Origin of the sequence: Leisingera daeponensis (genome assembly GCF_019801465.1) — a bacterium.
Taxonomy (GTDB): domain Bacteria; phylum Pseudomonadota; class Alphaproteobacteria; order Rhodobacterales; family Rhodobacteraceae; genus Leisingera; species Leisingera daeponensis_A.
The window spans coordinates 91,492-117,595 of the sequence record NZ_JAHVJA010000004.1 but is presented as its reverse complement, the minus strand read 5'-3'; the positions used below and the strand labels follow the sequence as shown (position 1 = coordinate 117,595).

Genomic DNA, 26,104 nt, shown 5'->3' with positions numbered 1-26,104 from the left:
GGGCCTTTTCCCTTGATCATCTGGCCAGAAATATCCCGGGGGTGAATTGGCCGTTAGGCCAAGAGGGGGCTGGCCCCCACCCGCAACTTCTACCGCAGCCTTTGCAACAGATGCAGCGAGGCATAGCCGTCCGGCGTCAGCCCGTTTGCCACCTGAAAGGCGCGCACTGCCCCGATTGTCTTGGGACCGATCTTGCCGTCGATACCGTCTGTGTCGAAACCGACGCTTGTCAGCCGCTCTTGCATTTCCTCCCGTTCGGACAACGTCAGCGCCCGGTCACCGCGCGGCCAATTCGCCTTGATCGGCGCACCGCCCGTGATCCGGTCCGCCAGATGCCCGACCCCGATCACATAGGCATCCGCGGTGTTGTAGCGTTCCAGCACAGCGAAGTTCTGGAAGATCATAAAGGCCGCGCCCTCACTGCCCGCAGGCAGCAGGATTGAGGCGGGCCCGTGATCCTTCACCGCACGCCCATCCAGCCCCTTGATGCCGAGTGCCGCCCAGTCAGAGGGCGATTTCTCAATGTTGCGATCGGCCAGGGTGTAATCAAACCCCTTGGGCAGGGTCACTTCCACCCCCCAAGGCTGGCCTTTCACCCAGCCGAACTGCTTGAGGTAGGCGGCGGTAGACGCCAGCGCATCAGCCGGATTGTCCGACCAAATGTCCCGCTTGCCGTCACCGGTGAAATCCACCGCATAGTCCAGATAGGACGTAGGGATGAATTGGGTATGTCCCATCGCCCCGGCCCAGCTTCCGGTCATCTTGCGGGCGGCAACATCGCCAGCTTGCAATATCTTCAATGCAGCCACCAGCTGCCCCTCAAAGAACGCGCCGCGCCGCCCGTCAAAGGCCAGGGTCGCCAAAGACCGGATCACGTCCATCTTGCCGCGAAAGGTGCCAAAACTGCTTTCCAGTCCCCAAATCGCCACCAAGATCTCTTTCTCGACGCCGTATTTGGCCTCGATCTGATCCAGCCGCGCCTGCTGGTTGCGCAGCGCTGCCTTTCCGTTCTTCACCCGCAGGTCCGAGGCCGCGCTGTCCAGATACTCCCAGATCGTCTTGGTGAACTCCGACTGGTTGCGGTCGCGGCGGATAACCTCGGCGTCATAGCTTACGCTGTCAAAGGCGCTGTCCAGAACCGGCGTGCTGATCCCTTGCGCCCCTGCGCGGTCTTTGAATGCCGCAATCCAGTCTTTGAAGCTTACTTCGGCTGCTGCCTGTTCCACCGCGGCTTCTTGCAGCGCGGCTGGCCTGGCGACCGGTCTCAAAGGTGTAGCCGACGCCAGCTGATAGCTTTCATTTTGCCCCTCCTGAGTGATGGTCCCGGGCCGTTCAGCAGGTCTCCGGGAGTTCTCCGGCGCGGCCTCTGCCGCCATTGCGCTGCCTGCTACCAGCGATACAGCCATCCATTTGCGCATGATGCACCTCGTTATTCACTGCTCACCTCCAGTTTAGCGGCAGCGCGAACCGGGTAAAGAGGTCAGTCCCGGCGTGTGCGGGGTGCCGCCTGCCTGTCCTGCTGGCGATGATCTTGCCGGTGCTCCTGGCGCATCTGTTCCAAGGCCTCCCGCAGCATGGGCACCCGGTGCGGGCGGAAACTCTGCTCCGTCACCTCAAGCCCGCGCATCCGGTCCAGCCGGAACACCCGCACGGCGTTGCGCAGGCAGCACCAGGCGATCAGAACAGTCGAACGGTCGAAATAAACCACGCTCAGCGGTTTCACCTGCCGCTCGGTCACCGCGCCGTACCCGTCCGTGTAGCCAAACCGCACCTCGACCTCGTCCCATGCTGCCTGACGCAGATCCTGTGCGGAAATTGCGGGCGGAATCGGGCGTTCAAACCTGTGGGGTGCCAGCACCGCATGGCGCAGCCGGTGAGCCTGGCGCGGTGGCAGCCGGGCCTGCAGCTTGCGCAAGGCTTCGGAAGCCGCGGTTGCCAGTTCGGGGTCGCCGATCTGCTCAACTTCGCGCAGCCCCAGCACCAGCGCCTCAAGCTCGGTGTCGCGAAAGCCCATCGGCGGCAGGGCATTGTCTTCTATCAGGGTAAAGCCGTATCCCGCCTCACCGTCGATCACCGCGCCTATCTCGCGCAGGGTAGCGATGTCGCGATGGATGCTGCGGGCCGAAACGCCAAGCTCCTCCCCCAGCCGCGCAGCGGTACGCGGACCGGGCCCTATGCGCAGGGCCTGCATCAGCTGAAAGAGGCGGTGGGTTCGGGACATGCCTGGCTATCCTACGGCCTGATGACATTTTTTGTCACCATCGAGGTTTAGACCATGACTAGGTAATCGCAACAATCAGGATTTCAGCAATGCTTTCCCTCTACACCTTCCCCGCCGGTTTCGGTTTGTTCAGCATGAGCCCCTTCTGCATCAAGTCCGCTCTGATGCTGGAGCTGTCCGGGCAGCCCTGGCAGCGCAGCGATATGCTGGACCCGGCTGAAATGCCGCACCGGAAACTGCCGGTTCTGGAAACCCCGGGCGGGCAGGTTGCTGACAGCGACGGCGTCTGCGACTGGCTGGAAGCCCAGGGTGCCGATTTCGACACAGGGCTGGATGCTGCCTCCCGCGCCCACGCGCGAGCTTGGGTACGGCTGGCGGAATACCATCTGGGCCTGCACCTGCTGCAAATGCGCTGGAATGACGATGCGGTCTGGCCCGAGGTGCAGGATCAGATATTTCAGCCGGTTCCCGAACCCATGCGCGAAGAGATCAGCGCCCCGGTCAGGAAAGAAATCCAGGTCGGCTTGGACTGGCAGGGCCTCGCACGCTTCACCAAAGCGGAGCGGATGCACCGGCTGGAGCAGGACCTGAAGCCTATCGCCGCGCTAGCCAGTGAACGCCGGTTCCTGATGGGCACCAGCATCACCTCAGCTGACCTGAGCGTGGCCCCGTACCTGATCTCCATGCTGCACACTTCTGAGGCTTCAGCAGTCAGCAAACGCTTGCGCGATGATAAGATTCTGCGTGCTTATCTGAGCCGTGTCTTCGAAACGGTGCCCCTGCCATAAAACCTGCTTTTGCCAGCCCGGAGGTCGAGTCCGCTTTTGTGGTCTCTGACCCTCTGGCGCGGGAAGGCATGTTGCGGCTCCGGCAGCTGATTTTTGGTTCCGCGGCTGATACGCCAGAAGCGGGGCGGGTGGAAGAAGGGGTGCGCAGGGGCCAGCCATCCTACACTACGCCTGAGACCAAGGCAGGGTCCACCATCCGGCTGGGGACTCCGAAGGGCGCACGCTTTGCGTTCTTGGTGCATTGCCAAAGCCGCCTGATCCCGGAGTTTGCCGCGGCCTTTCCGGCCTGGGACCGGTTCGAAAGGTACCCGTGCTTTGCTGTTTGATGAGCCTCAACAGGTTAAGCCCCTGGGGCACGGCTGGCTGATCAGGCGGGCGTTGACCTGCAAGATTCGCGCACCGCTGAAGTCAAAGCGTAGCGAGCTCCTATTTCCGCCGTTTGCGTTCCACCTTACGCTTTACCTTGGCGGACTTATGCTTGGACTTGGCCGCCTTGCGCTTCACGGTCCGGCCTGCCGGACTGCGGCGCCCGCGCGATCCGCCGCCTGCCGGCATTGGCGAATTCTCCAGCGCCAGCAGTTCCAGTTCCAAACCACCAGTAACCGGCGCTGCCTGGGTGAGACGTACGGTCACCCGCTGGCCGATAGCCAGTGTCATTCCGCTGTCAGCCCCTGTCAGTGTTCCTGCCTGGGCGTCAAAGTGAAAGAACTCCCTCCCGATGGACCTCACGGGAACCAGCCCGTCAGCGCCTGTTTCATCGAGTTTCACAAAAGCGCCGAACCGGGCAATGCCGCTGATCCGGCCTTCGAACTCGTTGCCCACACGCTCGCTCAGGTAGGAGGCCAGGTAACGGTCGGTGGTGTCCCGCTCCGCAATCATGGAGCGCCGCTCGGTGTCCGAAATATGGGTGGCAGTTTCTTCCAACCGGTCGATCTGTGCGGCGTCCAGACCGTCTTCGCCCCAGCCATGGGAGGAAATCAGAGAACGGTGCACAATCAGGTCGGCGTAGCGTCGGATCGGCGAAGTGAAATGCGCGTAGTTTCTCAGGGCCAGGCCGAAGTGCCCGAAATTCTCGGGGTTGTAATACGCCTGCTGCATCGACCGCAGGGTGGAGATGTTGATGAGCTCCGCTTCGTCGGTTCCCGCGGCCTGATTCAACAGTGCATTCAGATGCCGGGTTTGCAAAACCTGACCTTTTGCCAGATTGAGACCCGCAGCCCGCGCGGTCTCGCGCAGGGCTTCCAGCTTCTCCTGTGCCGGTTCTTCGTGCACCCGGAACAAAAGCGGCGAGCGTTTCTGGATCAGCGTTTCAGCCGCGGAGACATTGGCGAGGATCATGAACTCCTCGATCAGCTTGTGCGCATCCAGCCGGTCGCGGAAAGCGACAGAAATCACATGGCCGTCGTCGTCCAGCACAATCTTGCGCTCAGGCAGATCCAAGTCCAGCGGCTCGCGTGCCGCTTTTGCCTTTAATAGAGCCTTATATGCGGCAAACAGCGGTTTGATCACATCACCCAGAAGCGGTGCGGTCTTTGCGTTCGGATTGCCGTCCTGTGCCTCCTGCACCTCGGCGTAATTCAGCGAAGCGACAGAGCGCATCAGCCCGCGCACGAACTTGTGTCCGATTTTGTTGCCCTCTGCATTCACCTGCATCCGCACCGCGAGACAGGCACGCGGCACCCCTTCGTGCAAGGAACACAGATCGCCCGACAGCCGGTCCGGCAGCATCGGAACTACACGATCTGGGAAATAGCTGGAGTTGCCGCGCTTGCGGGCCTCGCGGTCCAGCGCCGAGCCCGGGCGCACATAGGCGGCGACATCGGCAATCGCCACCCAGATTACATGGCCGCCAGGGTTCTTGGGGTCGTCGTCTGGATGGGCATAGCAGGCGTCGTCGTGGTCGCGGGCATCGGCCGGGTCTATGGTGACCAGCGGCAGCTCGCGCAGATCTTCGCGCCCTTTCAGGCCCACCGGCTTGGCTGCATCGGCTTCTGCCATCACCGGATCGGGGAAATGATCAGGTATGCCGTGCTGATGAATGGCAATCAGCGACACCGCCTTGGGCGCCGTTGGATCACCCAGCCGTTCCACGATGCGCGCACGCGGCAGGCCCATGCGGCCCTTGGGGCCTGCCTGCTCTGCTTCGACCAGTTCACCGTCCTTGGCGCCGCCCGCCGCATCAGGCGCCACCATCCATTCGCTCGAAGCAGCCTTGTCGATCGGCACGATCCGCCCGCCCTCTGAGCCCTTGCGGAAAATGCCCAGCACCCGCTTGGGGTTGGTTCCGATTCGGCGGATCAGCCGGGCTTCGTAATTGTGGTCCTGATCCGGGACCATCTGCAGTTTGACCAGAACCTTGTCGCCTTCTCCCAGCGCCGGGTCCGATGCCTTGGGCAGAATCAGGATAATGGGTTCCACACCCTCGCCGTGCCACTCCAGCGGACGCCCGTACAGGTCGCCATCCTGGTCCGGTGCCTTCACCTGAAGCACCGTCACCGGGGGCAACTGGTCCGGATCGCGGTAAGTTTTTTTGCGCTTCTGCAAGTGGCCCTCGGCCTCCAGCTCCTTGAGAATGCGCTTGAGGTCGATGCGGTCAGCTCCCTTGATGCCAAAGGCCTTGGCGATGTCGCGCTTGGAGGTGTGGGTCGGGTTGGCGGAGATCCAGTCGAGGATTTCGGCCTTGGAGGGAATGCGGCTCATCCTTCCCGCGTAGCATGGCGCGCGAGCGGCGTCATGGTGAAAAGCGCACGGTCAGCGTCGCGGCAGATCGGCGGCGGTGTCGACGTCCTGCAGGGTATCGGTGAGCGCGCAGCGCCATCCGTTCAGGCTTTGCAGCGTGTCGGCAAGCGTGTGTTCCGTGGACCAGCGGGTGTCTGCGAACATGCGGTAGGGCAGGCGTTTGGGATGCTTGGCTCCAACCAGCCAATATCCGCCGTCCGTTGCCGGCCCGAACACCGCATCGTGATCACCAAGGGCGGTAAAGGCGCGGGCGATATGGCCGCGCGTGATACCGGGAATGTCTGCACCGATGAGACAGGCAGGGCCGGGCATGTATTGGAGCATCCGTTTCATACGCTGTCCCAGATCGCCGCCCCCCTGAGGCAGGCGGGCCAGATCCGCTGGCCATACCTTCGAGACCACCGCCCGGTCCGGCGCGACGGCCAGCACCACCTGCCAGCGCGGATCGCGCAAACCGCGGATCAGCCGGGCGGACTGGTGGCGGAACCACCAGGTGGCTGTAACCATTCCGATGTCGCGGCCCAGCCGGGTTTTCACCCGGCCCGGACGGGGTTCCTTGATCAGAATAATAAGCGAGCGTTTCACGTGAAATCACGCTGTGGCGAAATAGTTCTGAAGGATGCGGGTATAAATCGCTTTCAGCTGATGGATCTGCGCCACTTCCACCCGCTCGTCGACCTGATGCATCGTTTTGCCGACCAAGCCGAACTCCACCACTGGGCAATGGTTCTTGACGAACCGCGCATCCGAGGTGCCGCCGGTGGTCGACAGTTCCGGCTTGCGCCGGGTCTCCGCCTCAACCGCAGCCGAAACCAGATCCGACAGCGGTCCCGGCGGGGTGATGAAACTCTCTCCGGAGATTTGCACTTTCATCCCGATTTCCACACCGAACTCCGACGCGATCTTATCCGCCTCGCTTTGCAGCCAGTCCGTCAGGCCGGCGCCGGAATGCGCGTCGTTGAAGCGGATATTGACGGCAGAGGTCGATTGTGCGGGGATAACGTTGGTGGCGGTGTTGCCGGTGTCGATGGTGACCACGGCCAGGGTCGAGGCGTCAAAGTGCTCTGTTCCCTGGTCCAGTTCGTGGCTGGCCAGACGGTCCATCAGCCTCGCCATGGCGTTCAGCGGATTGTTGGCGCGATGGGGGTAGGCCGAATGTCCCTGCACGCCGGTCACTGTGAACCAGGCCGTCATGGAGCCGCGGCGGCCGATCTTGATCATCTCGCCCATCTCATTGGGGCAGGTCGGCTCGCCCACCAGACAGACGGACATCTGCTCGCCTTCGCGCTCCATGTAGTCCAGCAGCGCCGTAGTGCCGTCCACCGCATCGCCTTCCTCATCACCGGTGATGGTCAGGATGACGGCGCCGTCCGGCGGAGTGTTCTGCACAAAATCCACCGCGGCGGCCGCAAAGGCTGCAACCCCCGATTTCATGTCTGTGGCGCCGCGCCCGTACATGAAGCCGTCCTTTTCCTCGGCACCAAACGGCGGCATGGTCCAGGCAGCTTTATCTCCCAACGGCACAACATCGGTGTGGCCGTTGAAACCAAACGTCTTGACGTGACCCTTGGCGCCCCATCGGGCAAACAGGTTGGAAACTTCGCCGCGGTCGGTGCGGGTGCAGTCGAACCCGGCCTGGCTCAGCAGTTTTTCCAGCAGCAGCAGTGCACCGCCTTCTTCAGGCGTGACCGACGGGCAGCGGATCAGATCGGCGGTCAGGCGGGCGGGATCGGTTTGCGGCATCGGCGGGCTCCTCAGGTTCCTGTTGGCACAGGCCTAACGCGGATTGGGACGCGGCGCAATTCACTGGAGCTGCCGCAATTGTGGCGCAAAAGCAGCGGTTTCGCAGATGCGGACTGGAAGGCCTGATGCAAAATCGGGAATCGTGTTAATCAATTGTTAATCATAATTAACCCGAGGCAGGGTGTCCTAGCAGAAGCACCACCGTAACGGCGGGGCGCGCCATTGGACTGCGGAGTTTCCGCCGGCTGAGCAGACAGGCGCATCTGTCTGCACGGGACGCTTGCCCGGATAGCAGGAGCAGCGGAAGCATGGTCAGGGCACGCGAGTTAAACTACAACACCAATGCCTCCGCAGTGGAGATGGCGGAAACCATCTTTGGTTCCGGGGCCACGGTTGTGGACGCCTCCTACTCGGGGTGGAGCCAGTCCTCAGCGATCTACTCTGGCGGGGATTCGCGGGCCCCTGGTGCGACGCCAAGTGATTCCGGCGTAATCCTTTCGACCGGACGGGCCAGTCATTTCACCCGGTCGAACGGCGATCCCAACAGGTCAACCCAGACCTCGACCAATACCACGGGCGAAAGCAACAATCCGGATTTCAATGCCGCGTCTGGAACCAATACCTATGACGCGTCCTATCTGGATGTTAGTTTCATTCCCGATGCTGATGTGATGACGATGCAATTCGTCTTCTCATCCGAGGAATTCCCGGAATTCCAGAGCTCGGTCTACCAGGATGTGGTGGCAGTATGGGTCAACGGTGAACAGGTGCTTCTGGAAATCGGCAATGGCCAGGCCAATCCCAGCAACATCAGTTCGTCGATCAACGAGAATCTCTATCTCGACAATGCCGGTGACGACTACAACACCGAGATGGATGGCCTAACCATCACTATGACACTGACCATGCGGGTGAACCCGGGCGAGGTGAACGACATCCGTATCGGCATAGCTGATGTCAGCGACAGCAGCTATGACAGTAACTTGCTGATCGCCGCCGACTCGGTTCAGACTGATCTGGTTGCAATAGCCGACAATATCTTTGTCGAGCCGGACAGCAGCAAAACCATCGATGTGCTGGCCAATGATGTGAACAATTCCGGCGGCGTGTTGACCATCACGCATATCAACGGGACCGAAGTGGCGGCCGGATCGGTCGTGACTCTCAACACCGGCCAGCAGGTTCAACTGAATGCAGACGGCACGCTGACGCTGGTCGGCGACGGCGACATCGAGGATTTCAATTTCACCTACCAGGTGACTAACGGCACCATCAGCGACACCGGCTTTGTCAACGCAAGCTCGATCCCGTGCTTTGTGGCGGGCACCCTGATCCGCACCCCCGACGGTGACGTGCCGGTCGAAGACCTGGAGCCGGGCGATCTTGTGGAAACCCGTGATGATGGAGCGCAGCCGCTAAGCTGGACGGGCGGCCGCTCGGTTGCGGCGGAGGGTGCTTTTGCCCCCATTCGTATCGCTGCGGATACCTTCGGGCGGCATGGCGAGCTGATGGTTTCTCCGCAGCACCGGGTGCTGGTGCGCGGCGCCCATGCGGAACTGTTCTTTGGCGAAGACGAAGTGCTGGTGGCTGCCAAGGATTTGGTCAATGGCCGAAGTGTAAGCCGCAGGCCGGGCGGTAAAGTCACTTATGTTCATCTGATGTTTGACAGGCATCAGGTAATCTATTCAGAAGGCTTGGAAACAGAAAGCTTCCTGCCTGGCCCGCAAATTGTCAACCTGCTGGAACGGCCGGCGGCTGAAGAGATTTGCGCGCTTTTTCCCGAATTGGATCCTGAAACCGGTGCAGGCTATAGCGCAGCGGCGCGGCCGGCGCTCAAATCCTTTGAAGGAAGGCTTTTGGCCGTTACACGGGCGGCCTGAGAGCAATGTCCTGGTTCGCGGTTTCTGGAGGCGGCCACGCTTGGTGCGATACCCGGGCGCTGAGGGGGGCGGCAATCAGTGACGGCGACTACCTTCTGGTGCGCGGTACTATTTTGCTGGAATTACACCTGCCTGAAACCGCGCGCCCTGAGCCTTTGCTGCTTTACTCACAAGGCGGTGACTGGCCATTGCGGCTTGCTCTGCAAGCAGTTCCGGGTGGCGGTCTCAGCTTTGTGCTTGAGCAATGCGGCGCCGTCTTGCACCAAACGCTGAACCCGACCGGTCAGGGGCGGGCGGGCCGGTTGCGGTTGAGCTATGCTTGGGATGCGCTTGCCGGGAGCGGGCGGCTGACACTCGAACAGCCGGACGGCGGCCAGATGCAGATCGCCGGCCTTTCTGCCCCCAAACCCTGGCGGTTGCGGGACCTTATGGCGCTTACTGGACCGTTGAGGTTTATAGCCCCGGCGGTGGCGTATCTTGCACTGTCCAGCAAGGTCGAGCCTGCCGGGCCTGCTCCGGGACTAATCCCGTCCATTCCTGTTGCCACACCGGCGGGTTACCGCGCGCTAAGCAGTCTGCAGCGGGGTGATCTGGTGCTGACCAGCGGAGGAGAGGCAGTGCCAGTCCTCCAGATGGTGGAACGCCAGGTGCCTGCAATCGGCACCTTTGCGCCGGTGCGGCTGAGGGCCCCCTATTTCGGGCTGCTGCAGGACATCCAAGTTGCCACGTTCCAGCGCCTGGTGCTTTCGGGATCCGAGGTCGAATATCTGTTTGGCCGTCCTGAGGTGCTGGTGCCGGCCGGCAACCTTGTGGGCACCGGTACAGCACTGACAAGTCGGGCAGAAACGCCGCTGATCACGTATTGCCAGGCCGTGCTGCCTGATCACGAGCCGCTGATTGCTGCTGGTGCAATGACGGAGAGCCTGTTTCTGGGCCGTCTGCGCCGCGACCCGCAGCGGCTGGCTGCCAGCCTTCTTGCTCCGTTTGGTGCATCAGTTTTGCCTGAGCACCGGCAGCCGAAGTTTCCGGTGCTTCGGGCCTTTGATTCCGCGGTGCTGGCAGACCGGCGAACGGCCTGACACAGCCCTTGCTGCAATTTCCTCGTGCAGCCTAGGCGCTTGCGCGAAAACCGTGATCCGCCTAAGGACGTTGAAACCCAATTTCGAGGCCAACCCGAGCTTTCCGTGCTGTATCTCCGCCTGATCACTGCTGCCTTGTTCCTGCTTTGGGGGCAATTGCTCTCCGCACAGGTTCTGACGGTTAATACTGTTACCCGGCCACCGTTTTCCATGGTGGAAGACGGGCGCGACACGGGCTTTTCTCTGGAACTGTTCAAGATTTTGGCGGAACGGCTGGACTGGGAGTACCGTGTCAACCGCGCCAGCAGCTTCTCGGAGATGCTGGAGGGGGTGCGCGGCGGCGAAGCGGACCTGGCCGCAGCCAATATCTCGATCACTGCCTCGCGCGAGATCCAGATGGACTTCAGTCATCCGATTTTTGCAAGCGGACTGCAAATTATGGTGCAGGCTGATGACATCCGCGAACCGTCGCTGTTGAGGGCGATCATGTCCTGGGATCTGGCTGCGGCCATCGGCATTGCCTTTCTGCTGCTGTTTGGCGGCGGCATGATGATGTGGACGTTCGAACGCCGTGCGCAGCCTTACTTCGACCGCCCGTTGAAGGAGGCCTGGTTTCCCTCTTTCTGGTGGGCGCTGAACCTCGTCGTGAACGGAGGCTTCGAGGAGCGGGTGCCGCGCACCCCCATTGGCCGTATGTTCGGCGTGGTGCTAGTGGTGTCTTCGCTGTTTATCGTCTCCATATTCGTCGCCAAGATCACGGCCGTGATGACGGTGGAAGCCATTAGCGGTTCCGTGAACTCGGTGAATGACCTATACGGCAGATCCGTTGGCACCATCGGTGGATCGACCGCCGCCGGGTTCCTTGACCGGCGCGAGATCGATTACGCTGCCTTCTCAGAGCTGGAGGAAATGTTTGCCGCGTTTGAAGCGTCTGAAATCAAGGCGGTGGTCTTTGATGCGCCGGTGCTCAATTACTATGAGTTTCAGGGAGGGCACAAATATGGGCAGACTATAGGCCAGCCGTTCCTGCGCGAGAACTACGGGCTCGTGTTTCCGGCCGGCTCTCCGCTGGTGGAGGATGTCAACCAGGCGCTTCTGACGATGCAGGAAGATGGCAGCTATGATGCCCTTTACCGCAAGTGGTTCGGCAGTCAGAACTGACGCCTATGTTTAGTGGAAAACCGGTTCCTCTCCATCGAAGAACGGGGTCATTTGGGCAACGATCACCGCGTTTTCCTCCAGTGCCCGCTGCATCAGATCGCGTTCCTCGTCGCCGATCTCATGGCCTTCGGCCTCTCGCTCTTCCAGCGTGCCGTATCCCGTGACGTCCAGCGGTGCGGTATCCGCCTGCTTCAGGATCGCTACGGTCTCGCGCACTGCCTCTGCCTCGTCCACACCTGAAGCATAGATCATCAGCGCCGCGCCGGTGGCGCCGTCGGGCAGCCCGTCTCCGTCCTTGCGCCCGATCTGGACAAGCAGGGTGTAGACTTGCTGGCGGGAGGGTTTCTTCTTTTCCATGCCGCCGCCATAGCGCCGGGGCAGGGGGATGGTCAATCAAATAGCACTGCCGCCACCGGCTTGGCGTGAGTAAAACGGAAAGCTTGCAGAACTTAGCCTCGGGACTTTATGTCAAAGCATAATTAATAGGCTTGAGGATACCCCATGCGCTTCTCCGCCCTGGCTGCCCGGCCTGTGCCCTGGAAAAACGGCGGCGGCTTGACCCGAGAACTGGCGTCGGAGACAAAAGGCGGCGGCACGGTCTGGCGGCTCAGCCTCGCCGAAATCTCGCGGAATGGCCCGTTTTCAGCTTTTCCAGGCCTCGCGCGCATTCACTGTATCGTTGACGGTGCAGGCCACACCTTGTCGAACGACTGTACCCGTCTGGAGGCAAGGCTTCTGGATCTGCTCGAATTCGATGGAGGGCTGCAGCTGGAGTGCCGTCTGCGCGACGGACCTTGCAAGGCGTTTAACGTGATCTATGACCCGGCACGCGTTGCAGCGTCCGCCAGCGTCCTGGGTGAAGGTGCCGTGCCGGTTTTTGGAGGGCGGCAAGCGCTTTTCGTTATCTCCGGCAGTCTGGAAATTACGGGCACCGGCCGCCTGGGAGCGGGAGAGGGCATTGTAACGGCAAGCGCTGCCTCTGGAGCAGTCTCCAGTGGCAGCGCAGTCGTTCAAGTGCAGCTTGCGCCTGTTTAGAGACTGTTCAGCAAGGCTTTGACGGCTTTGCGGTAGCCCTCGACCACTTCGTCCCGCGCGATGTGGCGGCCTTGTTTCACAACATGGCGGCCAGCGCTCCACACGTTGGTCACAGTGTCATCACCTGCGGCAAAGCAGAGGCCGTCCAGCAGCTGCTCGGACTTCAGCGCGCAGAGAGCGGGCACGCCGCTGTCAATCGCCACCAGGTCTGCTAGCGCGCCTTCCGCAATGCGCCCGGCATCGCGCCCCAAGGCTTGCGCCCCGCCTTTGGCTGCGCCCAGGTACAGAGTCTCGCCGACTGAGCCTTCATCCGCCACCAGCACGTTGCGCGCTAGGTCGCGCAGGCGCTGGGAATACTCAAAGGTGCGCAGCTCCTCGGGCAGCGAAATCCGCACATTGGAATCTGATCCCACGCCAAAGGCACCGTCATGCGCCAGATACTCGGGTCCATTGAAGGGGCCGTCACCAAGGTTGGCTTCGGTAATCGGGCAAAGGCCCGCGACGGCTCCGGACCGGGCCATGCCGATCGTCTCGGCGCTGGTCATATGGGTTGCGTGAATCAGGCACCATTTGCCGTCAACGGCAGCGTTGTCCAAAAGCCATTCAACCGGCCGCGCGCCGAGCCAGGCGCTTATGTCGGCCACTTCCTTGGGCTGCTCGGAAATATGAATATGTACCGGCATCCCTTGTTGAAGCTGCAACACCTCCGCAAGGTCCTCAGGGCAGGTGGCACGCAGGGAGTGCGGCGCGATGCCGACCCTGGCATCTCCCGCCAAGTTCCGGGCGGCAATTTCGCGGGCACGCGTGACGAGATCGGAGAACTCAGCCACCTTGTTTCCGAACCGCAGCTGACCGCCATTCAGGGCCTGTTTCTCAGCCCCGCCATAGCTGTAGAGCACCGGCAAATGGGTGAGGCCAATGCCGGTTCGGCTGGCAGCGGAAAACACCCGTTCACTGAGTTCCGTCATGGATTCGAAATGCAAACCGCCCGCCTGATGGTGGACGTAGTGGAATTCCCCAACTGAGGCATAGCCAGCTTCGAGCATTTCCAAGAACACCAGAGCCGCGATGGCCTCGTATTGTTCCGGGGTGATGCGGTCCATGAAACGGTACATCAGATCCCGCCAGGTCCAGAAGCTGTCCTTGCCCGCCGCACGGTATTCGGTCATCCCCGCCATCGCGCGCTGAAAGCTGTGCGAATGCAGATTGCCCAGCGAGGGCAGCAGCACGTCCGCCCGGGTATCGCCTGGCTGAGGCTCGGCCCCAGTTTCAATGGAGGTGATCCGTCCGGCTTCCATTGTCAGCCGGAGGTTTTCTGCCCATCCTTGGGGCAGGCGGGCGCGCTGGGCAAATATGGTCTGCATCTGACCCTCTTATGTGTAGATGTAATAGTATTAGCGGCGGGTTTATTGCGCGGCAAGGGTTTTGCACAGGAAGGGCCCGGCCGCTCGGGCTGGCGGCCTCACCCCGGGATATTTCCGGGCCAGATGAATAAAAGATCCCGTCTTCATCCGGCTGAAAATATCCGGGGGTTTGGGGCAAAGTCCCAACCGCCGGAGGCAAAGAAAAACGCGCCTCAAAAGAGGCGCGTTCCAGCTGTTCATAATTGCGGCGCGGGTCAGTCGCGCAGCAGCTCGTTGATGCCGGTCTTGGAGCGGGTCTTCTCATCAACGCGCTTCACGATCACCGCGCAGTAGAGGCTGATGTTGTTCTTCGAAGGCATGGAGCCAGCCACGACCACCGAATAGGGCGGCACTTCGCCGTACATCACTTCGCCGGTTTCGCGGTCGACGATTTTGGTCGACTTGCCGATGAAAACGCCCATGCCAAGAACCGAGCCTTCGCGCACGATGCAGCCTTCGACCACTTCGGAACGCGCACCGATAAAGCAGTTATCCTCGATGATGGTGGGGCCGGCCTGCATCGGCTCCAGCACGCCGCCGATGCCGACGCCGCCCGACAGGTGCACGTTCTTGCCGATCTGGGCGCAGGAGCCGACGGTGGCCCAGGTGTCGACCATGGTGCCTTCGTCAACATAGGCGCCGAGGTTCACGAAAGAGGGCATCAGAACTGCGCCGGGGGCGATATAGGCGGATTTGCGGACCACGCAGTTCGGCACCGCGCGGAATCCCGCGGATTTCCAGTCAGCTTCGCCCCAGCCGTTGAACTTGCTGTCGACCTTGTCCCACCAGCCGCCGGCCTGCGGGCCGCCTTCGTGGATTTCCATGTCCTTAATGCGGAAGCCCAGGAGAACTGCTTTCTTGGCCCACTGGTTCACGTGCCAGTCGCCATTCTCCAGCTTCTCGGCTACCCGCAGCTTGCCCGAATCGAGCGCGTTCAGGGTGTCTTCGATGGCTTCACGCTGCTCGCCGGTGGTGGCGGGGGTGATGGTGTCGCGCGCCTCCCAGGCGGCTTCGATCGCTGCTTCCAGCTGGGCGTTGGACATGGATGTTCCTCCGGCATCGGTTTGAGTCGCAGCTTCATAGCGGCAATCTGCCTGCAGGTCATGTCCGGATTGCGTCCAAATTGCCGCCCTCGACGGCGTTTTGCCGGGTTCCAGCCGGGTCAGCGCACCCGGCGCAAGTGGCGGCGCAGGATTTCGCAGGCGGCGGCAGGATCGCGGCGGGTCATCGCGCTGACGATGGCGGCGTGGTCGGCGTCGACCCGGCGGGTCCACTGGTGCTGCCAGTTGGCAAACAGATGCCGGGCGGCGGCGATGTGCAGATCGTCGATCGAGGCCAGCAGCCGCGGCATCGCGCAAGGTGCCAGGATCACCCGGTGAAAGGCGCGGTTCAGGCGTTCCCAGCCGGCCATGTCCTCTGCCGCGTCGCAGGCCAGCCGGGCGGCCTCGGCCGCGTCGATGTCCTCAGGTGTCAGGCGGGCAAAGGCGTGGGTGAGGGCCAGCACCTCCAGCGCCACCCGCATCTCGATCACCTCGCGGATTTCTGACGGGTCCAGCGCGCTGACCCTGGTGCCGCGGCGGGGCTCGGATTTGGCCAGCCCATGCGCCTCCAGCCGCAGCAAGGCTTCGCGCACCGGCACGTGGCTGGCCTCGAACTCGCGGGCGATATGGTCCTGGCGCAGCTTTTCCCCGGCAGGCAGGCTGCCGGTGATGATGCGCTCGCTCAACGCCTGGTAGATCGTATCGGCAATGGTTGCAGACATGTAATGGCGATACCGGGGCGGCTTGCAGCCCGCAAGGATTATCCCAGCGGATCCGGGGCGATGTTGCCGCCGCAGATCAGCACCGCCACCCGCTCGCCCGGTGCCGGCCGGTAGGCGCCGCACATCAGCGCCGCCAGCGCCGTTGCGCCGGCAGGTTCGACCAGGATCCGCCGCTCGCGCCAGAGCGCCGTCTGGGCTTCGGTGATGGCGCTGTCCGGCACAGTCAGAGAGGTGATGCCCTGCGTTGCCGCCAGCTCAAAGCAGATGCTGCCGATGCGCTTGGCGCCCAAGGCGTTGGCCGCAACGCCAGAGACCTCCACGTCGACCGGTTGTTTCGCCGCCAGCGCCGCGTTCAGCGCGCAGGAGGTTTCCGGCTCCACCGCCACGATCTTCCGGGCGCCCTGAAACCAGGCCAGTGCGCCGCCGATCAGCCCGCCGCCGCCGACGGCGATCAGCAGGGTATCGGCTTCCAGCCCCTGGGCCTGCCATTCCGCAAAACAGGTGCCTTGGCCCGCAACGGTGGCAGGCGCGTCATAGGCGTGCACCTGCATGGCGCCGGTTTCCTGTTCGTAAGCCTGCGCCTGTTCCAGCGCGTTGGCATAGGCGCCGGCCACCACCTGCAGGTCGGCACCGGTGCGCTCGATCAGGGAAATCTTGGCGGGGCCTGCCATCTCCGGCACATAAATGCGCGCCTTGTGGCCCAGCTGGTGCGCGGCATAGGCCGCCGCGGCGCCGTGGTTGCCGCCCGAGGCCGCAACCAGCCCGGCCGCGGGCACCTCCTGGCTCAGCAGCGTGTTGAAGGCGCCGCGCGCCTTGAAACTGCCGGTATGCTGCATGTGCTCCAGCTTCAGCTCCACCGGATACGGCAGCCCGAAGCCCTGTGCCTGCATCACTGGAGTGCGCTGCACATGGGGGCGGATGCGCTCTGCCGCTGCGGTGATTTCACTCTGCCAGTCCATGCGCGGTCCTCCCTGCCTGCTGCGCCGGAACCTTAGCCGCACCGGGCCCGGGCGCAAGCGGAACGGCGCGTTCTGAAACATTCTTGATTGGCGCTAACGGCCAAGGACGGTTACACAGGAGGTCCTGTCATTTTTACTTGGATTGCTTATGACCGAAGACCGCCACAGCCGTTTCCGCGACGCACACTCCGACCGGGACCGGGCCGAACATGTGCCCGCCACGCCGCAGACCCAGGCGCCGGCCTACCGGCTGGCCTTTGCCGATGAGGAATTCCTGTGCCGCGAGGAACTGCGCCCGGTGCGCTTGCAGCTGGAGCTGTTAAAGCCGGAGCTGATGCTGAATGAGCATGGCATCGAAAGCACCATCGTGATGTTCGGCGGCGCCCGCATTCCGGATCCCGCCCACAAGGACAAGGCACGCACCCAGACGCTGGCGGACTTGTCGCATTTCTATGACGAGGCGCGCGAGTTCGCCCGTCTGATGACAGAGAAGTCAAAGGAAAGCGGCGGCCGCCATAATGTTGTGGTCACCGGCGGCGGACCCGGCGTGATGGAAGCGGGCAACCGTGGCGCGCTGGATGCGGGCGGCCATTCCATCGGGCTGTCGATCGTGCTGCCGCATGAGCAGGCACCCAACGGCTATGTGACGCCGGACCTCAGTTTCAACTTCCACTATTTCGCGATCCGCAAGATGCATTTCCTGATGCGGGCGCGTGCGATCACCGTGTTCCCGGGGGGCTTCGGCACTCTCGATGAACTGTTCGAGAGCCTGACCCTGATTCAGACCGGACGCATGGAACGGGTGCCGTTCCTGTTGTTCGGCAGGGCGTTCTGGGACAAGATCATCAACTGGGAGGCACTGGCTGACGCCGGCACCATTTCGGATCAGGACCTTGATTTGTTCCGTGTGGTCGATACCGCGCAGGAAGCGGTACAGATCATCGATAACTGGGAACCTGCACCGCCGCGCGACAGCCTGCCGGGCCGCGAGCGCTGAGCGCAAAGTGAATTGCCGCTGCCGGGATCAGGCGAATTCCGGCGGCAGTCGGCCCACTTCATCGCCGGTGCTCAGCCGGGTGAGGATCTGGGCACCTTCGACTGTCCTGACTGCATAACCGTATCCGCGCAGGCGGAACCGCCACTCCCGCGGGCTGAGCGCCTTCTGTCGTTCGCTGCGGATCAGGTCCAGAACACTGGGTTCAATCGGGGCGGTCTTTTGTTCCGTCGGAGCCATCTGCGTTTCCTTCTGAAATTTTGATTGTCCGTAATCCGGAAACTGTTTGCCGGAAGCGGCGGAAATTGAGCTGCATTTGGGAAAGAATGCGGCACACCGTGCGGCTGCCGCTTTTGTTGTGTTTTTGCAACATATGCGCCCGGTGTCTTTTAGTTGCCGCAGCAGCAGGGACGTCGAGTGGAATCGGCGCGAAGCACGTGCCCGTGCTAGGAGGCGATCTGCATTTTCCGAAAACTTGCCTGTGTTTGCACCGCGTGCGCCAGGAAACCGGCCAATCTTGGCCACATTTGCAAACAAAAACTTATCGGTGGTGGAGCAGTGGAGATTACCTATGTCCGAAGTCACAGACTATACGGCGCTTTTGGCCTATACCTCGAGCAACAATTACCGCTGGAACAGCCAGGCAAGACTCGGTACCCAGGCTGTGGTCACCTACAGCTTCGTCGGCAACGGCGAACTGGGAAATGCAGCGGATGACCCCTACGGCGCGACGAGTTACTGGACCTTCAATAGCACTCAGCGCAATTATTTCCGACAAGCGCTGGCGGAATTCGAGGAAGTCTCAGGCCTGATTTTCGTCGAGACCGATGGCCCGGCGATGGTCAATGTCTTCGGCTACAACGGCGGCTCAGCGGCGGGCTGGGCAAACTATTCCTGGGCCAGTGCCTATTCGACCAGCCAAGGGGACTTGGCGATTCAGGGCAGCAGCATGGCGCCAGGCACCTACGGATATGAAACCATCCTGCATGAGATCGGTCACGCCGTGGGACTCGAGCACTCTCATGACGGTGAGAACACGCTGGCCGGGCACATGGACGATCAGGCCCACACCGTCATGACGTATAACTATGGCGGCTACAACGCCACCGATCTGGGCACATTGGATGTGCAGGCGCTGCAGCATCTTTATGGCGGGGCGGCAGGGACCAATGGCTGGAGCGCCTTCGTGAATGACGGAGGTAAAGTTGTTATCAAAGCCAGCGGCCGATCCGAGACTGTTCTGGCAACCAGTCAGGAGACCAGAATCTTTGCTTATGGCGGCAATGATACGGTCAAAGGCCGTGAAGCCGATGACATGCTTGCGGGTTGTAGGGGCAATGACCGGCTATTCGGCGGTTATGGCCAGGACACTCTGATCGGTGGTGACGGCGCTGATTCCTTATTTGGTGGCACGGGCGGGTCCGACTTTTCCGGCACCAATGGCGAGCGGGATATCCTGCGCGGCAATCTGGGCAACGACCGGCTGTTCGGCGGGCGCGGCAATGACGTGCTTCAGGGCGGCGACGGGCATGACCGCCTCGTCGGCGGCGACGGTTCAGACATCCTGTTTGGCGGCAGGCACGCGGATATCTTCATCTTTAAGGCTGCTGACTACAACGACAATGACATCATCAGGGATTTCGGCCGCGGCAACGATCGAATCAAGTTCGAAGGCACTGGCGCTGACAATTTCAGCGACCTCACGATCTCCCAGCAGGATGGGAACACGCTGATCAGCTACTACGGCAACTACAATATTGAGCTCACCGGCTACACCGGCGGGCTGGCCGCGGACGACTTCATTTTCAGTTAAGGCAGCCGGGGACCCTGCCGCAGCGGGGCCGGAGCCAGGTTACTTCATCCCGGCTTCGGCCTCAATCTGCTTGCGGCTCTTGCGGGCGCGTTCGGTTGCGGATTTCAGCTGGCCGCAGGCGGCCATAATGTCCTCGCCACGGGTCTTGCGGATCGGCGAGGCATAGCCGGCCTGATAGATGATGTTGGCAAAGGCGTGAATACGGTTGTTGGAGCTGCGCTTATAGGGCGCGCCCGGCCACTCGTTGAAAGGTATCAGGTTGATCTTGGCCGGGATGTTGTAGCGCTTGATGTGGTCGATCAGCCGGTGGGCGTCCTCATCCGTGTCGTTCACCCCGTCCAGCATCACGTATTCAAAGGTGATCCGCTCTGAGTTCGACGCCTTGGGATAATCCGCCAGCGCCTGCAGCAGCTCGTCGATGTTCCAGCGCTTGTTGATCGGCACCAGCACGTCGCGGGTCTCGTTGGTGGTGGCGTGGAAGGAAATCGCCAAGAGGCAGCCGATTTCCTCGGCCGTCCGGGCAATCTCCGGCACCACGCCGGAGGTTGACAGCGTGATCCGGCGGCGGGACAGCGAGATGCCTTCCGGGTCCATCGCAATCTTCATCGCGTCGCGCACGTTGTCGAAATTGTAGAGCGGCTCACCCATACCCATCAGCACGATGTTGGACAGCAGCCGGGTTTCTTCCTTCGGTGCGCCCGGCACCGGCCATTCCTCCAGATCGTCGCGTGCCATCATCACCTGGCCGACAATCTCTGCCGGGGTCAGGTTGCGCACCAGCTTCTGGGTGCCGGTGTGGCAGAAGGAGCAGGTCAAGGTGCAGCCCACCTGGGAGGAAATGCACAGGGTGCCGCGGTCATCCTCGGGGATATAGACCACCTCAACCTCGTGGCCGCCGTTGATCCGCACCAGATACTTGCGGGTGCCGTCGGTCGACACCTGCTTGCTCACCACCTCGGGGATGCGGATCTCAAACGTCTCCGCCAGCTGCGCGCGGTAGGCCTTGGCCAGGTTGGTCATGTCGGCAAAGTCGCGCTTGCCCCACTGGTAGATCCACTGCCAGATCTGGCCGACCCGCATCTTGGCCTGCTTTTCCGGCGTGCCGTGCTCGATCAGCAGTTCGCGCATCCGCTCGCGGGTCAGGCCCACAAGATTGATCTTGCCGCCCTCGGGCTCCTTGCGGGGCAGGGTCATTACATCCTGAGTGATCGGCGCGCTGGCGGTCATGGCAAAAGCCTCGGTGCTGGTGGGCGGATGCGGCTCTATATAGGATTTCAGCCGAAGATCAAAAGGAATCCGCGTAAATCAGGTTTCGCATTGGCGGCCGGGCGGTCACTGGCTCATCCGCACCAGCTCGTCGACCCGCTCCCGTCCCAGAGTTGTCCAGCAGGCCCGGGTGGCGATTCCGGCGTCTTCCGGTACAGGGTGCGCAGACCCGATGTAACTGCAGTGAAAGGCGCGAAACGCTTCCCAGGCGGTTTGGCTCGCCATCAGCGCAGCCTCTGTCTCTGTCCCGCCTCTGCTGTTGTCGCGCTCGGCAGCCGTGACCATTGCTGCTTCCAGCGCGTTGAACAGCGCCGCTTCCACGCCCTCCTCATCCTCGGCCACGCAGGTACCGACTTCCTCTTGGCTGACCTCGCCGCATTCCAGCGCCGGATTGGCCTGGGCGGGCAAAGCAAACAGCACAACCGCAAGGCAGGGGATCGGGAGCAAGGCAGAGTTCGGCATGGCAGGCACCTCCTGTTCCCATGCTACGCGCCCCGCGGCTTTCAAACAAGAAAACCCCGGCGCGGGCCGGGGTCTTGTCGCTCCGCATACATGCAAAGGGTTACTTGCTGCAGCGCTTCTCTGCGTCTTCCACCGCAGCGGTGAAGCCCAGGAGCGAGAAGGTGTCCTTGGTCTGAGTGCCGCGGGCCGAACGCGCGGTCAGCACCGCATCGGCACCGCGCTTCATGGCGGTGACGATCTTGGCATCATCCGCAGGCGTTGCCGGCCAGGCCCATTCGCCTTCGGTGAAAAGCTCGAACTCGGACTCGCCGATCGCCATGTTCACGGTCGAGCCCGGCGCAAACGGGTAGCCGCCGGTAAAGCTCACCTCGCCCTTGGGCGCATCGCCGCTGCGGAAGGTGACAAACAGCTGGATCTCGCTGCGGCGCACCGCCACGACGCGGCCGTCGCGGGTGTTCACGGTCTCCTTCGGCGCGGAAACCCCCCAGCATTCGTTCGGATCGTTACCTTCGAAAACGCTCCAATCCACCTTGGCCGCAACCCGGTTGTTCGACGTTTCCTGCGCAACTGCGGTGGTTGCCAATGCTGCCAGACACAGGCCCGCAGCCACGCGGGCGAGTTTCAATGCCATTTGTCCCGACTCCAAGACTGTTCTTTCATACCTCAAAACCAAGCAAAGGGCCCGCAGCGTTCATCCGCCGTCTGGTCCCGATCCCCTCGCTTGCGCTACACAAGCACACTAACGTAACTAGCACCACGGGCGAAAGTGCGTTTTGGCGGGATTTCGCCCAGAATTCCGCACGCAAACATGAGGGGAAATACCATGCTGAATCCAGTGCCCATGGCCGAAGTCTGGCGCGGCCCGCTGCTGGAAAGCCTGCATCTGGGCCATGCCGTCATTTGCGACGCCTCCGGCCAGGTGGTGCGCAGCTGGGGTAATCCGGACGCGGTGATCTATCCGCGCAGCTCCGCCAAGATGATCCAGGCGCTGCCGCTGGTCACCTCCGGCGCCGCCGCGCGCTACGGGCTCACGTCCGAGCAGCTGGCGCTGGCTTGCGCCTCCCACAACGGCGCGCATATCCACACCGACCGGGTCAACGCCTGGCTGGGTCAGCTGGGCATGGGGGATGACGACTTCCGCTGCGGCCCGCAGCTGCCGGATGACATCCCCGCCCGCAACGAGCTGATCAAGACCGACAGCAGCCCCTGCCAGGTTCACAACAACTGCTCCGGCAAGCACGCAGGTTTCCTGACCCTGAACCAGTACCTGGGCGGCGGCACTGAATATATCGAAATGGATCACCCGGTGCAGCAGGCCTGCCTGGCGGCGTTTGAAGAAACCACCGGCCAGGACAGCCCTGGCTATGGTATCGACGGCTGCTCGGCGCCGAACTTTGCCACCACCGTCACCGGTCTGGCGCGCTCGATGGCCTGGTTCGCGAGCGCCGCGGACCGTTCCGACCGCGCCACCGAGGCGGCGCAGCAGCTTGTTGCCGCCATGACGGCGCACCCGGAGCTGGTCGCGGGCGAAACCCGCTGCTGCACCAACCTGATGCGCGCCATGGGCGGCAAGGTAGCGATCAAGACCGGGGCCGAGGCGGTATTCATCGCCATCCTGCCGGAACAGAAACTCGGGGTCGCGCTGAAGATTGCCGATGGCACCACCCGCGCCAGCGAATGCGCGATTGCGGCGCTGATGGTCAGCCTGGGCGTGCTGGAAGCGGATCATCCGGAGACCCGCAAATACATGAACAAGATGCTCTACAGCCGTCGCGGGCTGGAGTGCGGGTCAATCCGCCCCGCTGCTGAGCTGCTGTTCTGAAAACGAATGCCCCGGGCTCAATCCCGGGGCATTTGCGTTACATCTCCATATCGATGATCTCGGCCACTTCAACCGAACCGCTGCCATCCGCCACCATCGGGCAGCCCTTGGCCATCTCGCAAGCCGCGTCCTGATCTGACGCTTCCACCACCGAATAGCCCGACAGAGGGTTGGCGCCGCCATTGTCCGCCACCCCGCCGGCGCTGACGGTCTTGGACAGGCCCACCGGGGCGCCCGGCACTTTCAGCGAGTCCCCCATTGCCCCCATCCAGTCCTTCCAGGCCTGCATGACTTTGGCGCCTTCTTCCTCGCTCTCCGGGGTCTTGCCGCCGTGATAGGCAAAAATGAACTGTGGCATTGGTCTTCTCCCTTGGTTGCAGTGAAATACGTTTCAGGAAGCTGCGCCCAGCAGTGCCTCCAGCTTGCGCAGGGTTGAGGTCCAGCCTTCTTCATGGCGCGCAGCAATGCTGTCGTCGCCAAGGTCGCGGTGATCGACCAGCAGCAGGGCACCGTCCCCGACGGCTGCGATGGTAAAAGTCACATGGCTTTCGGCGCCGCGGCTGCCGTCCTCCTCGTGCCAGGCCCAGGTGAAACCGACTGATTTCGGCGCATCCACATGGGTCACTTGGCCGGAGACATGAAACCGCTGGCCGTCGCTGTTCTGCATGATCGAATACCAGGGGCCGGTGCGGCTCAGGTTCAAGTCATGCTCAGGGATGGAGACACCTTCCGGCCCCCACCATTCCAGCAGCTTGTCCGGTGTGGTCACCCACGCGAACAGCTTTTCAGGGGTGACCGGAAAAATCCGTTTCAGTTGCAGGTCGCTCATGCGCCGTCCTCCATCAGGGCCGCTTCCAGCCGTTTCAGGCTGCCTTCCCAGAAGGTGCGGCGCGACTGGGTCCATTCGGCAATCATCCGCAGCCCTTCGGGACGTGCGGAATACAGCCGGCGGGTGCCGTCGGCCCGCTGCGTCACCAGCCCGGCCTCACGCAGCACTTTCAAATGGCGCGAAATGGCAGGGGCAGAAATGCCAGCGCCAGGCGCCAGGTCCCCGGCGGGCAGCTCACCTTCGGTAATCAGCTGATCCACGATCATCAGCCGGGTTTCGTCCGACAACGCGGCAAAGGATTTCAGAATCGGTGTCATGCCTCTTATTAGCATGAATGTTAATTAAATGAAATGTTAAATAAAGGCGGCCCGATGCCAGCCTTCACATCATATCCCACAACAGCTTGGCCGCGAGCGAGACAGAGGTCACCACCAGCAGCGGCTTGATCACCTTTGCCCCCTGCTTCTTGGCCAGTCCCGCTCCTGCCCGCGCACCGGCAATCTGAGCGCAGCCCATCAGTAGGCCGGTGATCCACCACGGCGTGGCAAAGAAGGAAAACGCAAGCAGCCCCCCTGCATTAGAGGCGAAATTCAGCAGCTTGGTGTGGGCGGTTGCGCGCAGGATGCCATAGCCCGCCAGCGACACAAAGGCGAGCATGTAGAAGCTGCCCGCGCCAGGCCCCAGCAACCCGTCATAGGCCCCGCACAGCGGAACGATGAGGGCGGTGAACAGGGCAGGGGACAGGCGGCGGTGCCGGTCCAGATCGTCCAGCCCCTTCTTCAGCGCAAAGAAAATGGCGATCCCGATCAGCAGCACCGGCAGGATCACCCGGATCCACTCGGTGGGCAGGTAGGCCACCAGAAACGCACCCGCAACTGCCGCCGCAAAGGCAATCAACGCTGGCCCGACCTGGGCCTTCAGGTCAACATGCCCGGCACGCGCATATGTCGCCGCCGCCGTCGCAGCACCAAACAGTCCTTGGATCTTGTTTGTCGACAGCGCAGTGACCGGATTGGCCCCGGCCAGCAGCAGGACCGGCACCGTGATCAGCCCGCCGCCGCCGGCAATTGCGTCGATGAACCCGGCGGCAAAGCCCGCCGCCAGCAACAGCAGCAGGGTCTCAAAACCCACTTCCAGCATGTTGTGATCAGCCTTTGAATTCGTCCTGGGCGTAGCCCTGGATGTACAGCAGCGCCGTCAGGTCGCCGTGGTTGATGCGGATCTCGCATTCCGCCGCAACAGAGGGTTTGGCATGCAGCGCCACACCTGCGCCCGCGCGCTTCAGCATGCCCAGGTCATTGGCGCCGTCGCCCACCGCAATCACACCCGCTTCAGAGATGCCTAGCCGGGCGGAGATCTGCTCCAGGGCCTCGACCTTGGCCTCCCGACCAAGGATCGGGCGGCCCGCCTCGCCGGTCAGCTTGCCGTCCTCGGTCAGCAGCGTATTGGCACGGTTCTCGTCAAAGCCCAGCTGTGCTGCAACCCGTGCGGTAAACGCCGTGAAACCGCCGGAAACCAGCGCCGCGTAGGCACCATCCGCCTTCATCGTCGCCAGCAGCTGCTGGCCGCCGGGCATCAGCGTGATGCGCTCTTCCAGCACCTTGGTGATCACGGATTCCGGCAGCCCCTTCAGCAGCCCGACCCGCTCTGTCAGCGCGCCTTCGAAATCCAGCTCGCCGTTCATCGCCCGCGCGGTGATGTCCTTCACCCGCGCGCCGACGCCTGCCTCCTCGGCCAGCTCGTCAATGCATTCCTGCTGGATCATGGTCGAATCCATGTCGGCCAGCAGCATCTTCTTCTTCCGCTCGGCGCTGGGCTGAATGACCAGATCCACGCCCATGCTCTGCAGGTCTGCCCAGACGTCCCAGCGGTTGGCCGGCATCTGCTTCAGCGGAAACTCGGCCGCCGCCCCCAGCGCCAGCCAGACCGCCTCATCGCCGCCCCAGGCGTTGCGCAGCGATTCGATCAGCGCGGGTTCCAGAACCGGGTTGTCAGGATTGCAAAGCAGGGTGGCGGTGTACATCGGCGGGCTCCGTTCCAGCGCTGTTTGCCAATGTCATAGCGCCCTCGAAGCAGAACAACCAGACGGCAAAAATCTGCTGAAATCAGCGGGTATCATAAGGAGCAGACCTTTGCGCCATTTCAGCG

General features: G+C 62.4%; 27 protein-coding genes. 8 read left to right on the top strand and 19 right to left on the bottom strand.

What is annotated here, in order from left to right:
- Positions 1–89 precede the first annotated feature (89 nt).
- Entirely contained in the window at positions 90–1,418 is a 1,329-nt protein-coding gene (locus KUV26_RS11515; RefSeq protein WP_222508439.1) for a lytic murein transglycosylase, read from the bottom strand.
- Positions 1,419–1,480: 62 nt separating this feature from the next.
- Complete coding sequence (locus tag KUV26_RS11510; RefSeq protein ID WP_222508438.1) at positions 1,481–2,221, bottom strand: helix-turn-helix transcriptional regulator; 741 nt, start codon at positions 2,219–2,221, stop codon at positions 1,481–1,483.
- Between the two features lie 89 nt (positions 2,222–2,310).
- Here KUV26_RS11510 and KUV26_RS11505 point away from each other — a divergent pair, with 89 nt between their 5' ends.
- Positions 2,311–3,009, top strand: coding sequence for a glutathione S-transferase family protein (locus KUV26_RS11505; RefSeq protein WP_222508437.1), 699 nt, complete (start codon positions 2,311–2,313; stop codon positions 3,007–3,009).
- Positions 3,010–3,435: 426 nt separating this feature from the next.
- On the opposite strand, the gene rnr is transcribed toward KUV26_RS11505, so the two are convergent.
- The 3 genes from rnr to dapE are packed head-to-tail and all read right to left on the bottom strand — an operon-like array spanning position 3,436 to position 7,491.
- Positions 3,436–5,709 (bottom strand): ribonuclease R, encoded by a 2,274-nt coding sequence (gene rnr, locus KUV26_RS11500; protein WP_222508436.1) that lies wholly within the window; start codon positions 5,707–5,709, stop codon positions 3,436–3,438.
- Between the two features lie 51 nt (positions 5,710–5,760).
- A complete protein-coding gene (locus tag KUV26_RS11495) occupies positions 5,761–6,333 on the bottom strand; it encodes a TIGR04282 family arsenosugar biosynthesis glycosyltransferase (protein ID WP_222504195.1) in 573 nt (190 codons plus the stop codon).
- Positions 6,334–6,339: 6 nt separating this feature from the next.
- Positions 6,340–7,491, bottom strand: a complete 1,152-nt coding sequence (dapE, locus tag KUV26_RS11490) for a succinyl-diaminopimelate desuccinylase (protein ID WP_222504196.1) — start codon at positions 7,489–7,491, stop codon at positions 6,340–6,342.
- Between the two features lie 308 nt (positions 7,492–7,799).
- Between dapE and KUV26_RS11485 the strand changes: the two genes are divergently transcribed.
- The 3 genes from KUV26_RS11485 (at position 7,800) to KUV26_RS11475 (ending at position 11,611) form a co-directional block, all read left to right on the top strand.
- Positions 7,800–9,371 (top strand): Hint domain-containing protein, encoded by a 1,572-nt coding sequence (locus KUV26_RS11485; protein ID WP_222504197.1) that lies wholly within the window; start codon positions 7,800–7,802, stop codon positions 9,369–9,371.
- Positions 9,372–9,628: 257 nt separating this feature from the next.
- Positions 9,629–10,450 (top strand): Hint domain-containing protein, encoded by an 822-nt coding sequence (locus tag KUV26_RS11480; protein ID WP_261399845.1) that lies wholly within the window; start codon positions 9,629–9,631, stop codon positions 10,448–10,450.
- 105 nt (positions 10,451–10,555) lie between these two features.
- Positions 10,556–11,611, top strand: coding sequence for a transporter substrate-binding domain-containing protein (locus KUV26_RS11475; protein WP_222508592.1), 1,056 nt, complete (start codon positions 10,556–10,558; stop codon positions 11,609–11,611).
- A 9-nt stretch (positions 11,612–11,620) separates the two neighbouring features.
- Here the strand turns inward: KUV26_RS11475 and KUV26_RS11470 are convergent, their stop codons facing one another.
- Entirely contained in the window at positions 11,621–11,968 is a 348-nt protein-coding gene (locus KUV26_RS11470) for a hypothetical protein (RefSeq protein ID WP_222504199.1), read from the bottom strand.
- A gap of 144 nt (positions 11,969–12,112) precedes the next feature.
- Between KUV26_RS11470 and KUV26_RS11465 the strand changes: the two genes are divergently transcribed.
- Complete coding sequence (locus tag KUV26_RS11465; protein ID WP_222508435.1) at positions 12,113–12,646, top strand: HutD family protein; 534 nt, start codon at positions 12,113–12,115, stop codon at positions 12,644–12,646.
- On the opposite strand, the gene KUV26_RS11460 is transcribed toward KUV26_RS11465, so the two are convergent.
- The 4 genes from KUV26_RS11460 to KUV26_RS11445 all read right to left on the bottom strand — a co-directional run bounded on the left by KUV26_RS11460 (position 12,643) and on the right by KUV26_RS11445 (position 16,770).
- Entirely contained in the window at positions 12,643–14,010 is a 1,368-nt protein-coding gene (locus KUV26_RS11460; RefSeq protein WP_222508434.1) for a formimidoylglutamate deiminase, read from the bottom strand. The genes KUV26_RS11465 and KUV26_RS11460 overlap by 4 nt on opposite strands.
- Positions 14,011–14,264: 254 nt before the next feature.
- Entirely contained in the window at positions 14,265–15,092 is an 828-nt protein-coding gene (gene dapD / locus KUV26_RS11455; protein ID WP_222477144.1) for a 2,3,4,5-tetrahydropyridine-2,6-dicarboxylate N-succinyltransferase, read from the bottom strand.
- A gap of 119 nt (positions 15,093–15,211) precedes the next feature.
- Positions 15,212–15,811 carry a GntR family transcriptional regulator gene (locus KUV26_RS11450; RefSeq protein WP_222508433.1) on the bottom strand — a complete coding sequence of 200 codons (600 nt, stop codon included), beginning with the start codon at positions 15,809–15,811 and terminating at the stop codon, positions 15,212–15,214.
- A gap of 38 nt (positions 15,812–15,849) precedes the next feature.
- A complete protein-coding gene (locus KUV26_RS11445) occupies positions 15,850–16,770 on the bottom strand; it encodes a threonine/serine dehydratase (protein WP_222508432.1) in 921 nt (306 codons plus the stop codon).
- A gap of 148 nt (positions 16,771–16,918) precedes the next feature.
- Between KUV26_RS11445 and KUV26_RS11440 the strand changes: the two genes are divergently transcribed.
- On the top strand, positions 16,919–17,767 hold the full coding sequence (locus tag KUV26_RS11440) for a TIGR00730 family Rossman fold protein (protein ID WP_222504204.1): 849 nt from the start codon (positions 16,919–16,921) through the stop codon (positions 17,765–17,767).
- A gap of 27 nt (positions 17,768–17,794) precedes the next feature.
- On the opposite strand, the gene KUV26_RS11435 is transcribed toward KUV26_RS11440, so the two are convergent.
- Positions 17,795–18,004 (bottom strand): hypothetical protein, encoded by a 210-nt coding sequence (locus KUV26_RS11435; protein ID WP_222504205.1) that lies wholly within the window; start codon positions 18,002–18,004, stop codon positions 17,795–17,797.
- Between the two features lie 331 nt (positions 18,005–18,335).
- Here KUV26_RS11435 and KUV26_RS11430 point away from each other — a divergent pair, with 331 nt between their 5' ends.
- Complete coding sequence (locus KUV26_RS11430) at positions 18,336–19,577, top strand: reprolysin-like metallopeptidase (RefSeq protein ID WP_222508431.1); 1,242 nt, start codon at positions 18,336–18,338, stop codon at positions 19,575–19,577.
- Between the two features lie 39 nt (positions 19,578–19,616).
- Here KUV26_RS11430 and rlmN read toward each other — a convergent pair whose 3' ends face one another.
- From rlmN to KUV26_RS11415, 3 genes are all read right to left on the bottom strand, one after another.
- The gene (gene rlmN / locus KUV26_RS11425) at positions 19,617–20,804 is read right to left on the bottom strand and encodes a 23S rRNA (adenine(2503)-C(2))-methyltransferase RlmN (RefSeq protein WP_222508430.1); all 1,188 of its coding nucleotides are present in this window, start codon (positions 20,802–20,804) and stop codon (positions 19,617–19,619) included.
- Between the two features lie 105 nt (positions 20,805–20,909).
- Positions 20,910–21,305 (bottom strand): lysozyme inhibitor LprI family protein, encoded by a 396-nt coding sequence (locus KUV26_RS11420; protein ID WP_222508429.1) that lies wholly within the window; start codon positions 21,303–21,305, stop codon positions 20,910–20,912.
- Positions 21,306–21,405: 100 nt separating this feature from the next.
- Positions 21,406–21,936: an invasion associated locus B family protein gene (locus tag KUV26_RS11415; RefSeq protein ID WP_222504209.1), complete on the bottom strand. Its 531-nt coding sequence runs from the start codon at positions 21,934–21,936 to the stop codon at positions 21,406–21,408.
- Between the two features lie 192 nt (positions 21,937–22,128).
- On the opposite strand from KUV26_RS11415, the gene KUV26_RS11410 reads away from it, so the two are divergent.
- The gene (locus tag KUV26_RS11410) at positions 22,129–23,127 is read left to right on the top strand and encodes an asparaginase (RefSeq protein ID WP_222508428.1); all 999 of its coding nucleotides are present in this window, start codon (positions 22,129–22,131) and stop codon (positions 23,125–23,127) included.
- A gap of 37 nt (positions 23,128–23,164) precedes the next feature.
- Here the strand turns inward: KUV26_RS11410 and KUV26_RS11405 are convergent, their stop codons facing one another.
- From KUV26_RS11405 to serB, 5 genes are all read right to left on the bottom strand, one after another.
- Entirely contained in the window at positions 23,165–23,485 is a 321-nt protein-coding gene (locus KUV26_RS11405; protein WP_222504211.1) for a YciI family protein, read from the bottom strand.
- A 33-nt stretch (positions 23,486–23,518) separates the two neighbouring features.
- The gene (locus KUV26_RS11400; protein WP_222508427.1) at positions 23,519–23,956 is read right to left on the bottom strand and encodes an SRPBCC family protein; all 438 of its coding nucleotides are present in this window, start codon (positions 23,954–23,956) and stop codon (positions 23,519–23,521) included.
- A complete protein-coding gene (locus KUV26_RS11395; protein ID WP_222508426.1) occupies positions 23,953–24,273 on the bottom strand; it encodes an ArsR/SmtB family transcription factor in 321 nt (106 codons plus the stop codon). The genes KUV26_RS11400 and KUV26_RS11395 overlap by 4 nt, the downstream gene beginning before the upstream one ends.
- 64 nt (positions 24,274–24,337) lie before the next feature.
- Positions 24,338–25,096 carry a TSUP family transporter gene (locus KUV26_RS11390; protein ID WP_222508425.1) on the bottom strand — a complete coding sequence of 253 codons (759 nt, stop codon included), beginning with the start codon at positions 25,094–25,096 and terminating at the stop codon, positions 24,338–24,340.
- Positions 25,097–25,103: 7 nt separating this feature from the next.
- Entirely contained in the window at positions 25,104–25,979 is an 876-nt protein-coding gene (gene serB, locus KUV26_RS11385; RefSeq protein WP_222508424.1) for a phosphoserine phosphatase SerB, read from the bottom strand.
- Positions 25,980–26,104 lie beyond the last annotated feature (125 nt).